We start from the raw sequence: 11,835 nt of genomic DNA, 5'->3' as shown, positions 1-11,835 counted from the left end.
GGCGCCGTCCTTGGCGACCGTTTCTGCCCGCAACCGACTTAACCCGCTACCGGGCTGCGCCAGTCATCCGAACCCGAGGTACCGGACACTTCATGGGTCCAAACAATTTTGCGGTAGGTGAAGTACACATCTTCCAGGTGCGTAAAGTGCGCGTTGTCCGGGTCCTGACAGTTGGGCATGCGCGACTGGATGTCCACGAGGGTCGCGCCTTCCAGTTCAATGGTGAAGTAATGTTCCTGGGTGCCGGCCGAAGAGGTCCGGAACCATTCCAGCCTGCACTTGACCTCTTCGCCGCTGGTCAATGCGCTGAACAGCAACGGTGAGGACTTATCGAAGACCTTGCTGATCATCAACGGCTTGTGAACTCTCTGGCCCGTTGGCTGGCCCGACTGCGGGTCCCGCGGAATGATCACCTGATGGGAAAAAGCCTGGACCAGAATCTGGTCCTCGTGGCCCTCCTGATAGATGTTGCCTACCGAGTCCTGGGTAAATGTGCCTGCCGTAATCAAACCTTGCTTGACACCGGTGATAGAAAGATACGCGGGTGTTGGCATGACGGGTTTCCTTGCCTTATTTGAGAGGTAGTTCCAGCCGGCAACTGTGCTGGTTGGAACTATGCCTCTAACAAGAAGTGTGCCAGAAAGTGCTAGCGCCAATAACGGCGCGGGGTTGATGGGCAATAAGATATTAATTTAAATAAGTTTGCTGATTTTCAAGTTCTTATAGTGCAGTGTTGTTTGCACATTACTGCGCATTTAGTTGCTCATTGAGATGGCGAGCCCGTGAGTGCTGTTTGCAGCTTAATCCTGCGCTGTTCAAGGTTTTACCTGCGCAAAATGCTGCGCACATGCGGGTTTTACTGGGCTGTAGGATGTTTCTTAAGTGTCGTCCCAATACTTGCCGAATGGTATTTGCATGGCTAAGGTTTGCGAACTTCGCGGCAGAAGGTGCGAAGTTTAATTGATGCGCTGGCGCACTATTTAAACAGTGTGTTGGTTCGTCGCTCGGATCTTGATGTTCATCTGCGGTTCACCATGGCTTATTTGAATAAACTCTGCGCCTATTACCTTGATCTCGGTCAGTTGCCCTGTTCGCAAACAAGTTTTGCCGGCAGCGATATGCGCTATTCGAATGAATACGAAGCCTTGGAAGTCGAGCTGGCAAAGGTGCAGTCCATTCACGGTGCCGGCCAGCCGGATTGGCAAAAAGTCGTGGAAACCAGCGAGCTGCTGTTGCGTGAGCGGTCCAAGGATCTACGGGTGGCTGTCTGGCTGGCCTGGGCGCTGTACCAGCGCGAATCGTTCCCTGGCCTGCTGGCGGGGCTCGGGTTGCTGCGCCACCTGTGTGACCACCATTGGGCTGCCGTGTACCCGCAAAAGCTGCGTACCCGCAGCGCAGCATTCGGCTGGTTGACCTTGAGGCTTGACTCGCTGTTTGCGCAAAACCTGGCGCTTCAAGACCAGCAACCCTTGTTCCGATCGATGCTGGAGCTTCTGACGCACCTTGATGAACGCTGGAGTCTGCATTTGGGCGATGACGCGCCACTGTTGCTGCCCATTCGCCGGCAATTGGACCAACGCCTTGAGCGCGCCGCGCAAGGCCAGGCGCCCGCAGCCGCTGTGAGTGGGGTCATTGCCCAGGTCAAGCAGGCGACTACCCAACTGCTCAAGCCCGAGCCGGTGCTCAACAACGAAAAAGACGCACATAAATTGTTGCGTGCCCTTCAGGAACAGGCTCGTCCGTTATGTGCCTGGTGGCTGCGCCAGCAGGCTACCGACCTGCGTGCGCTGAGCCTCAATCGCACACTGGCATGGCTGGTCATCGTCAGTTATCCGAACGCCGACAATCAGCGGGTCACCGCATTGCGTGGGCCGGCACCGGACAAACTCAAGCGTTACCGGGAGCGTTTCGCCCAGGGCGAGCATGCCGATCTGCTGCTTGAACTCGAGGCCAGCCTGGCGGGTGCGATGTTCTGGTTCGATGGGGTACGCATGGCCTGGCAGTGTCTTGAAGCCTTGCAGGCGGACCTGGCCATGACTGAACTCGAGGTCAGCTTCGCCCTGTTGCTACAGCGCTTTCCGGATCTGCCGGAGTTTCGCTTTCACGATGGCGCCCCGTTTGCCGACACGGTCACTCGCGACTGGATTGCGTTGCATGTTTCCCGTCACCTGAAAAAAACCGAGGCTCCCGTTGGGGTGGCGGATGCGCAACCCTGGGAGGTCGCGTTGCAGGAAGTGCTGCCCAGGCTGCGAAAGGACGGGCTCAAGGCGGCCGTGCAGGCACTCAAGCAAGGCGCGTGCGCCGCCCGGAGTGACCGCGCCCGCTTCCATTGGCAGTTGGTCCAGGCCCGACTGTGTATACACGCGGGTAAACATGAGCTGGCGAAGATCCAGCTTGAGCACCTGGATATCGAATTGCAGCGCACGGGCCTGGAGCGCTGGGAGCCTGAACTGGCCTTGCAGGTCGCTCAGCTTTTGTACCGCTGCTGCGACCTGATGCCACACAACCATACCGCTCGCGAGCGCAAGGAAGACACCCACCGCAGGCTGTGCCTCTTCGATCTTGAAGCGGTACTTGAATAGGCTTTCGAGCCATGAAAAAGGAGAAATACCGTGGCCAAAGAAGGTTCGGTAGCACCCAAGGAACGCATCAATATCACCTTCAAACCTGCCATCGGCGGGGCGCAAGAGGAAGTCGAGCTGCCGTTGAAACTGTTGGTATTGGGGGATTTCACCCAGCGTGAAGACGTGCGCAAGCTCGAAGATCGCAAACCCATCGCCATAGACAAGAACACGCTCGATGAAGTGTTGGCCAAGCAGGCATTAAGCCTGACCCTGAGCGTACCCAATCGCCTTCAGGAGGGCGCCGACGTCGAAGAGTTACCGATTCGGGTGCAGATCAATTCAATGAAGGATTTCACCCCGGCGAACCTTGTGGAACAGATTCCTGAGTTGCACAAACTGATGGCCTTGCGTGAAGCATTGATGGCCCTCAAGGGGCCGCTGGGCAATACGCCGGGCTTTCGCAAGGCCATTGAGCATGCCCTGGCCGACGACGACAGCCGCGCCCGGGTACTCGCGGAGTTGGGGCTCAATAGCCCTTGCGCCTGACACTTTTCAGTAAAAGGACACTGACGCCATGAGCATTCAACAGAACCCGATCACTGCCCACACCGCTGATGATTGCAGCATCCTCGATAACATCATTGCGCAAACGCTGCTCAGCGCCGACGACGAGGCCTATGGTATTGCCAAGCGTGGCGTCTCGGCATTTATCGAAGAATTGATCAAACCGCAAAACAGCGGTGAACCGGTCAAGAAACGCTTGGTTGACCGGATGATCGCCGAGATTGACGAAAAGCTCAGCCGGCAGATGGATGAGATTTTGCACTGCCCCCAATTCCAGGCTTTGGAAGCGGCCTGGAAAGGGCTTCAGCTGTTGGTCGAGCGCACCAACTTTCGCGAGAACATTAAGATCGAGCTGCTGAACGTCTCACGGCAAGACCTGCTCGATGACTTTGAAGACTCGCCGGAAGTTACCCAGGCGGGGCTCTACAAGCATGTCTACAGCGCCGAATATGGTCAGTTTGGCGGCCAGCCGGTGGGCGCGATCATTGCCAACTATTTTCTCTCTCCCAGCGCCCCGGATGTGAAACTGATGCAGTACGTTTCCAGCGTGGCATGTATGGCTCACGCGCCTTTTATCGCCGCCGCCGGGCCGGCTTTTTTCGGGTTGGAAAGCTTCACTGGCCTACCTGACCTGAAGGACCTCAGGGACCATTTTGAAGGCCCGCAATTCGCTAAATGGCAGAGCTTTCGCCAGAGCGAAGATGCCCGGTACATAGGGCTGACCGTGCCACGCTTCCTGCTGCGCACGCCATACGACCCCCTTGAATGCCCCGTCAAGACCTTTGCCTATAGGGAAAACGTGGTCAACAGCCATGAGCACTACCTATGGGGCAATACCGCCTACGCATTTGCCACGCGTTTAACCGATAGTTTCGCGCGGTTCCGCTGGTGCCCGAACATCATTGGCCCGCAAAGCGGCGGCGCGGTGGAAGACTTGCCGTTGCATCACTTCCACAGCATGGGCGAAATCGAAACCAAGATTCCCACTGAAGTGCTGGTCTCCGATCGTCGCGAATACGAACTGGCGCAAGAAGGCTTCATTGCCTTGACGATGCGCAAGGGCAGTGACAATGCGGCGTTCTTCTCCGCCAGCTCGGTGCAGAAGCCCAAGAATTTCGGCATCAGTGCCGAGGGCAAGGAAGCCGAGTTGAACTACCGCTTGGGTACCCAACTGCCCTACATGATGGTGGTCAACCGCCTGGCCCATTACTTGAAGGTGCTGCAACGCGAGCAACTGGGCTCGTGGAAGGAGCGTACCGACCTGGAACTGGAGCTGAACAAGTGGATTCGCCAATACGTTGCGGACCAGGAAAACCCCAGCGCCGAAGTGCGCGGGCGGCGACCGCTGCGCGCGGCACGCATCGTTGTCAGTGACGTCGAGGGCGAGCCTGGCTGGTACCGCGTCAATTTGAGCGTACGTCCGCACTTCAAGTACATGGGGGCCGACTTTACGCTGTCGCTGGTTGGCAAGCTCGACAAAGAATGAGCAGGCGTCAGGGGAGGGGCCCCAACCAAAGCCTTTTCGAGCGGCTTGATTGCCCGGCAGCGACTTCGCCATGCGGCATGACCTCGGTGGCGGTTCACCTGGGGAAAATGCTCAGCATCCGCGCGGGAAGTGTGCAGGCGCTGCCGGATTACGGCTTGCCGGACTTCAATGACATGAACCGCAGCCTGCATGAATCCTTGAGCCAGTCGCGCTTGCTCATCGAGCGTTTTATCCGGGCCTACGAACCTCGCCTGAAGCATGTGCGAGTGCGGGCATTGCCTCGGGATCACGACGTGCTGGTCCTGGCGTTTGCCATTGAAGCGACGCTGAGCATCGACGGGGTGGCGCAGCCCGTGGTGTTCACCGCCCGACTGCGTGACGCCGGACAGGTCGAGGTGTCGCCGGATGTCTTTTAACCGTTATTACCAAAGCGAGCTCAGTGCATTGCGTCAACTCGGGCGACGTTTCTCCGAGCGCAATCCGGCGCTTGCGCCTTTTCTTGCGGAACCTGGGCAAGACCCGGATGTAGAACGTCTGCTGGAGGGGTTTGCGTTCCTCACCGGTCGCCTGCGCCAGAAGCTGGATGACGAACTGCCTGAGCTGACCCACTCATTGATGCACCTGTTATGGCCCAACTACATGCGGCCCATGCCGGCGTTCAGCATCTTGCAGTTCGACCCGTTGAAGCACGCAGGTCCAGGTGTGCTGGTGGCGCGAGGCACGCCTGTCGAAAGCGCATGTGTCGAGGGCGAGCGCTGCCGCTTTCAGACCTGTTACGCCACTGAGGTCCTGCCGCTGCAACTGAGCGCGCTCGACTACAACGTTCAAGGGGAGCAGGGCGTGTTGAGCCTGCGCCTGGACATGAGTGCCGAGGGCAACTTCAGTGGGGTGCGGTTCGAACGGTTGCGCCTGCATCTGGCGGGGGATCGCTATATAAGCCAAGGGTTGTACCTGAGCCTGTTGCGTCACCTGGAGGGTATCGAATTGCTGCCGTTGGGGCGCGATGGAGAGGTACTCACAGGCGTTGACGGCGAGGCCCTGTCGCTGCGATTGGACGCCGACCAGGTACAGCCGGTGGGGTTTGCCGAGGAGCAGGCGCTTATTCCCTATCCACAAAATACCTTTCGAGGGTACCGCCATCTGCAGGAGTACTTCGCTTTCCCTGACAAGTACTTGTTTGTCGAGGTGGCCGGGCTTGATGCAGTGCAACGTTTGCCCGATGAGCTTCTCAAGCAGGCCTGCGGCATAAGGCTGTGCTTCGCGTTGCGCGCGCAGCCCCAGGAACTCCAGCGACCCACACTGGATAACGTAAAGCTGTATTGCACGCCCATCGTCAACCTGTTCAAACACGATGCGGTGCCGATTCGCCTGGACGGTAAACAGGATGAGTACCTGCTGGTTCCCGGGGAGTATGCGCGAGGGAGCGCCTGTGTATTTTCCGTGGATAAGGTCACGGGGTGGCGCCCTGGTGGGTTGGGGTATCACACCTACGTACCGTTTGAGTCTTTCGAGCATGACGGCGATACCGATGTGTCGGCCGCGCCCCCGAGCTACAGCATCCGCCAGCGCGCCTCGGCGCAACACACCGGCCTCGATACATGGCTGGGGTTCAGCGGTGGCCAGGCACATGTCCAGGAAACACTCTCGGTCGAACTGACATGCACCAATCACAACCTGCCCCGGCAATTGCAGGCTGGGCAGATCAACCAACCTTGCGAACAGACCCCGGAGGGGTTGTCGTTTCGCAATATCAGCGTCCCCACCGCCAGTTTTGCGCCGCCTCTGGACCAGGATTTTCTCTGGCGGCTAATCAGCAACATGTCGCTCAACTACTTGTCACTGAGCGATATCAACGCGTTGAAGGTCATCCTCGAAACCTACGACCTGCCGCGTTATCACGACCGGCAAGCATTGAAGATCAGCCAACGGCGGCTGGGGGCATTGCGGTCCATCAGTCATGTGGCCGTCGACCGCCTGCACCGTGGAATACCGTTTCGGGGATTGCGGGTCGACCTCAACATCGACGCCCAGGGCTTTCTGGGCCAGGGAGAAGCATTTGTATTCGCCTCGGTGCTCAACGAATTTTTTGCGCTCTACGCCAGCCTCAATGCTTACCACGAACTCAGAGTCATCAGCACACAAGGAGACGTGTACCTATGGCCACCCCGGATGGGCCAGCAGCCTCTGCTTTGACGGAACTCACTCGCGTCATCCGCGAGTATTCGTTGTTCCAGGCGGTCGTGCAGGTGCTCAAGCGCCTGCGCGACGCGCATCCTGCGTTGGATGACGACGCCTTGTATGACCGGTTGGAATTCCAGGCGAATCCAAGTCTTGGTTTTCCTGGCCACGATATCGAGCGGGTGGAATTTTTTGTTGAGCGCGGGCAGTTGCGCGCGCGTCTTCGCCTCAATGTGCTGGGCCTTTGCGGTGCGGGTTCGCCGCTGCCGGCTTTTTATGGCGAGCAGGCGTTCGCCGACGGGTTGGGCGGTCACGTAACTCGAGACTTCCTGGATGTGTTTCACCATCGTTTGCAGCGGCTGATGCTGCCGATCTGGCGCAAGTACCGCTACCGCGCGAGTTTCCAGAAAGGCGCAGTTGATGCTTTTTCCGAGCAGATGTTTGCGCTGATCGGGCTGAGGGGGCGACAAATCCGCACGGCGGCGCAAGTGGATTGCAAGCGACTGCTGCCGTACCTGGGCTTGCTTGGGTTGAGAGTGCATTCGGCTGCCTTGATCGAGACGGTGCTGCGTTACTACTTCAAGCACAACCGTTTGTTTATCGAGCAATGGGTTGAACGCACAGTGGTGATTGCTCACTTGCAGCGAAACCGCTTAGGCGTCACCCACAGCGCGTTGGGTTCGGACCAGGTGCTGGGAAGCCGGGTCGCGGATCGCAGCGGTAAGTTCAGGGTGCACATACAAAACCTGGACTGGGAGCGTTTTCATGGGTTTTTACCCACGGGGGCGGACTATCCGCAGTTGTGCTCGCTGGTTCGACTGACCGCACGGGCGCCCCTGGAATATGACCTGTGCCTGGTGTTGACCAGGGAGGAAATAAGGCCGTTGCGCATCGGCGAGCACAACGTCTGTCGATTGGGCTGGGCCAGTTGGCTGGCGCACGAGTGCGCCGATGGTGTGGTCATCGTGGCCGGCAATGCTCATTAGGGACGAGTGATTATGATGAATGTAGACCTGCAACAACTTATCAACACATTGACGCCCCTGGCCCGTCGAGATTTGGAGCGTTCGGCCGAACGTTGCGTGATGCGCGGTGGCAGCGACGTCCTGGTTGAAGACCTGCTGCTGGCCATGCTTGAACAACGGGATGGCCTGCTGGTGCGGGCCTTGGCCGATGCGCAGGTCGAGGCTGGCGAACTGGAAGCCGCACTGCAGCCCAAGGGGCAGGCGAGCGCGTCGCGCAATCCGGTGTTCGCCCCGGCCCTTGTGCAATGGTTGCAACAAGCGTTGATGGTGGCGCATCTGGAACTGCGCCAGACCGAAGTGGACCACGGTGCCTTGTTACTGGCGATCTTGCGTCACCCCCAGCACGCGGGCAGCGCCTATCAAAGGGTCTTGAGCCGTTTGGATACGCAGCGTGTGCTTGAGTTTACGTTGAGTCAGGTTGCCGCTATCCCCTCGTCAGCCAGGGGTGAGTCGTTGTTGGCGCGCTTTACCCATGACCTGACGAGCCAGGCCCATGAAGGGCGTATCGACCCGGTGTTGTGCCGTGACGTAGAGATTGCTCAGTTGATCGACATACTGATGCGCCGGCGCAAGAACAATCCGATTCTCGTCGGCGAGGCCGGGGTGGGCAAGACCGCCGTTGTCGAGGGTCTGGCCCTGCGCATCGTCAACTCACAGGTGCCGGAGCCCCTCAAGGCGGTACGGGTGCTCACGCTGGACATGGGCTTGCTGCAAGCCGGCGCCAGCATTCGGGGCGAGTTTGAACGCCGTCTCAAAGGCGTGATCGATGTGGTCAACGCCTCGCCGCAGCCTGTGATTCTGTTTATCGACGAGGCGCATACGCTGGTGGGCGCGGGCGCCCAGGCGGGTGGCGGTGACGCCGCCAACCTGCTCAAGCCGGCTCTGGCGCGCGGTGAACTACGCACCATCGCGGCCACCACCTGGTCTGAATACAAAAAATACTTCGAAAAAGACCCTGCCTTGGCGCGACGTTTCCAGCCGGTGCTGGTCGGCGAGCCCAGCGTGGAGCAGGCAATTTCGATCCTGCGCGGGCTGGCGCCGGTGTATGAAGCCAGCCATGGCGTGTATGTCCGTGACGATGCCGTTGTCGCGGCGGCTCACATGAGCGCCCGTTACCTGGCCGGGCGGCAGTTGCCCGACAAGGCCGTCGATGTACTGGATACTGCCTGCGCCCGCGCACGAATCAGCCAGGCAACCGCACCTGAGGCGCTCCAGCGCCTGAACGCCGAGCATGCTGAAGGCTTGCAGCAGCGCGAGGCAATGAGTCGAGACAAGGACACCGGGCTACCGGTGGACGAGCAATCCTTGTGCGCATTGAACGTGCGATTGGCGGCTGTCGAGATCGAACGTCGGGTTTTGGAGCAAGCCTGGCTTGAGTCGCAAGCGCGGGTCGAACCGGCGCGTGTCTGCCCGCGATTGGTGGCACAGGTCATCAGTGCCTGGACCGGTATTCCGGTTGAGCAGTTGGCACTTGAACACAGTGAAACAGTGTCTGGTTTTGCCGACGCGTTGCGCTCACGCATCCTCGGTCAGGAGCACGCGGTGCTGGCGCTCGACCGTAACCAACGCGCGGTCGCCACCGGTCTGAACAAGGCCGACGCTCCGGTTGGGGTGTTTCTGTTGGTGGGCCCAAGTGGCGTGGGCAAGACCGAAACGGCCCTGGCCCTGGCGGATTTGCTGTACGGCGGTGAGCGGTTTGTCACTACCCTCAATATGTCTGAGTTTCAGGAGAAGCACGCGCTGTCTCGGCTCATCGGTGCCCCGCCGGGTTATGTGGGGTATGGCGAGGGCGGGGTACTGACGGAAGCCGTGCGCCAACGACCTTACTCGGTGGTGCTGCTCGACGAGGTCGAAAAGGCCGATCCGGACGTACTGAACCTGTTCTATCAGATCTTCGACAAAGGGTTGGCCAATGATGGCGAAGGCCGAGAGATCGACTTTCGTAACACGCTGATCCTGATGACCTCCAACCTGGGCAGCGAATGCATCGTCGATCTATGCGCAGGGGGCCGGCGGCCAGATCCGCAGGTGTTGCAAGACGCGATACATCCGCTGCTACGCGATTACTTCAAGCCGGCGCTGCTGGCGCGCATGCGTGTCGTGCCCTATTACCCGGTTGTAGGTGAAGTGCTGCATGACCTGGCAAGGCTCAAGCTGGACCGCCTGGGGCAACGGCTGAAACTGCGCAACCTGGCGTTCGGTTACACGCGCGAACTGATCACCTATATGGCCGAGCGTTGCAACCACTGGGACAGCGGTGCGCGGTATATCGACCAATGGATCGAGATCCACCTGTTGCCCCAGATGGTTGATCGCCTGTTGGAGGCAATGGCCTGCGGCGAAACCCTGTCGCGGGTCCATGCATGCCTGGATGCCGGCGGGCAACCGACCTGTGAGTTCAGCCAATGAGCGACAATCTGTTTGCCCAATTGCCCCATCCCTTGGACTACGCCGATGTGCTGCTCACCTGGTTCGCTCGCTTGGGTATCGACGCTGACGAGACCACATTAGCGCAGCTCTGTGTGACGGCTGCGGCACAACTAAGCCAGTGCGAACTTGCCCAATTGTATTGGCGCGACGAGGTGACAGGGCGCCTCGACCTGATTGCCCAGCATTTGCCCGGCGCACTGGCGCTTGGCGAGCCGGCAAGTAGCCATGACTTCCAGCATGAGCAATTGCTGCACTATGTCCTCAGCCAGGGCCACTCTTTGAGCCTGGAGGACCTGGCCAACAGCGTCTACGAAAGTGCCTTTCTGCCGGCCGCGAGGTTGCCCTGGCAGGCGTTGTCATGCGTGCCATTGTCGGGGCGGCGCGCGAGCGTGACGGGCCTGTTGTTATGCGCCAGCCAGCGTCCCCGATCCTTGCAGGGCCATGGCCCGTCATTGCGGTTGCTGGGGAGTTTCGCCTTGAACCAGCTGGGCGTTTTGAAGGGGCTGTGCCTTGTGCAAAGCGCTTCCCCGACAAAACCTGGCACGCCGGTCGCCCGGACGGCGTATGGGCTGATCGGCAACAGCACAGCCATGGACGAAACCTACCGTTTGATTGGCAAGGTGCTGAACACCTCGTACACAGTTTTGCTGCGCGGCGAGACCGGGACCGGAAAAGAGGTGGTGGCGCGGGCCATTCACGCCAGCGGGCCGCGTAGCGGCAAAGCCTTTGTGGTGCAGAACTGCGCCGCCTTTCCCGAAGGGTTGCTGGAAAGTGAACTGTTTGGCTATCGCAAGGGTGCGTTCACCGGCGCCGAGCGTAACCATGCAGGGCTGTTCGACGCCGCGCATGGCGGAACATTGCTGCTGGACGAAATCGGCGATATGCCGCTGTCATTACAGGCCAAGTTGCTGCGGGTGTTGCAGGAGGGCGAAATCCGTCCGTTGGGAGCCAGTGCAGCCCACAAGGTCGATGTGCGCATCATCGCCGCGACCCATCGCGACCTCGCTGCAATGGTGGCCGAAGGCAGCTTCCGTGAGGATCTCTACTACCGATTGGCGCAATTTCCCATCGAACTGCCGGCCTTGCGTCAGCGGGGCGGTGATGTGTTGCTGTTGGCGCGAGAGTTCGCGCAAACAGCGTGTACGGCACTCGGCTGTACGTCGGTGCAGTGGTCCAGTGCGGCCTTGGATCAACTGTCGAGCCATGCTTTCCCCGGCAATGTGCGCGAACTCAAATGCCTGGTGGAACGTGCCGTACTGCTCTGCGATGACGGTGTGATCTTGCCCGCGCATTTGTGCCTGTCGCCAGCGCCGACTGCCATGGCCCTCGATGCAACGTTGCGCCAACGCCTGGAGCGGGTTGAGCGGGTATTTTTGATCGACTGCCTGCACAAGAACCGTGGCAACCGAACCCGCACCGCCCGTGAGTTGGGGGTTGCGCGCCGCACGCTGCTGTACCGCCTGGCACGTCTGAATATTCCCTGCAGCGATGCCCGAGGGGAAGGCTGAATGGTGCGCGCATGGACCTGGTGCTTCGACGCCAGCCTCATTTTCCTGGGAGATACCTGATGCTTCTTCGCCCCTGGCAC

The 11,835-nt window shown here is 59.6% G+C and carries 9 protein-coding genes; 8 read left to right on the top strand and 1 reads right to left on the bottom strand.

Going from position 1 to position 11,835, the window contains the following annotated elements; translation table 11 throughout:
• Positions 1 to 38: 38 nt before the first annotated feature.
• Positions 39 to 554: an Hcp family type VI secretion system effector gene (locus AB4N98_RS00880; RefSeq protein ID WP_017527976.1), complete on the bottom strand. Its 516-nt coding sequence runs from the start codon at positions 552 to 554 to the stop codon at positions 39 to 41.
• A gap of 480 nt (positions 555 to 1,034) precedes the next feature.
• On the opposite strand from AB4N98_RS00880, the gene tssA reads away from it, so the two are divergent.
• From tssA to AB4N98_RS00840, 8 genes are read left to right on the top strand one after another with little or no spacing between them, the layout of a single operon-like run.
• Positions 1,035 to 2,582, top strand: a complete 1,548-nt coding sequence (gene tssA, locus AB4N98_RS00875; protein ID WP_017527975.1) for a type VI secretion system protein TssA — start codon at positions 1,035 to 1,037, stop codon at positions 2,580 to 2,582.
• Between the two features lie 30 nt (positions 2,583 to 2,612).
• Positions 2,613 to 3,110 carry a type VI secretion system contractile sheath small subunit gene (tssB, locus tag AB4N98_RS00870; protein ID WP_017527974.1) on the top strand — a complete coding sequence of 166 codons (498 nt, stop codon included), beginning with the start codon at positions 2,613 to 2,615 and terminating at the stop codon, positions 3,108 to 3,110.
• A gap of 28 nt (positions 3,111 to 3,138) precedes the next feature.
• On the top strand, positions 3,139 to 4,614 hold the full coding sequence (gene tssC, locus AB4N98_RS00865; RefSeq protein ID WP_017527973.1) for a type VI secretion system contractile sheath large subunit: 1,476 nt from the start codon (positions 3,139 to 3,141) through the stop codon (positions 4,612 to 4,614).
• Positions 4,611 to 5,030 (top strand): type VI secretion system baseplate subunit TssE, encoded by a 420-nt coding sequence (gene tssE, locus AB4N98_RS00860; RefSeq protein WP_065878371.1) that lies wholly within the window; start codon positions 4,611 to 4,613, stop codon positions 5,028 to 5,030. Before tssC ends, tssE begins: the two co-directional genes overlap by 4 nt.
• Entirely contained in the window at positions 5,020 to 6,807 is a 1,788-nt protein-coding gene (gene tssF / locus AB4N98_RS00855; RefSeq protein ID WP_068934775.1) for a type VI secretion system baseplate subunit TssF, read from the top strand. Before tssE ends, tssF begins: the two co-directional genes overlap by 11 nt.
• Positions 6,771 to 7,778, top strand: a complete 1,008-nt coding sequence (tssG, locus tag AB4N98_RS00850) for a type VI secretion system baseplate subunit TssG (RefSeq protein WP_068934777.1) — start codon at positions 6,771 to 6,773, stop codon at positions 7,776 to 7,778. The genes tssF and tssG overlap by 37 nt, the downstream gene beginning before the upstream one ends.
• Positions 7,779 to 7,790: 12 nt before the next feature.
• Entirely contained in the window at positions 7,791 to 10,226 is a 2,436-nt protein-coding gene (locus AB4N98_RS00845) for an AAA family ATPase (protein WP_267864462.1), read from the top strand.
• Positions 10,223 to 11,755 (top strand): sigma-54 interaction domain-containing protein, encoded by a 1,533-nt coding sequence (locus AB4N98_RS00840; RefSeq protein WP_068934781.1) that lies wholly within the window; start codon positions 10,223 to 10,225, stop codon positions 11,753 to 11,755. The genes AB4N98_RS00845 and AB4N98_RS00840 overlap by 4 nt, the downstream gene beginning before the upstream one ends.
• Positions 11,756 to 11,835 lie beyond the last annotated feature (80 nt).

The sequence above is a fragment of the Pseudomonas sp. S3_E10 genome, from assembly GCF_054667615.1.
The sequence above is the reverse complement of the archived record's forward strand: the minus strand, read 5'-3'. Positions and strand labels throughout refer to the sequence as shown.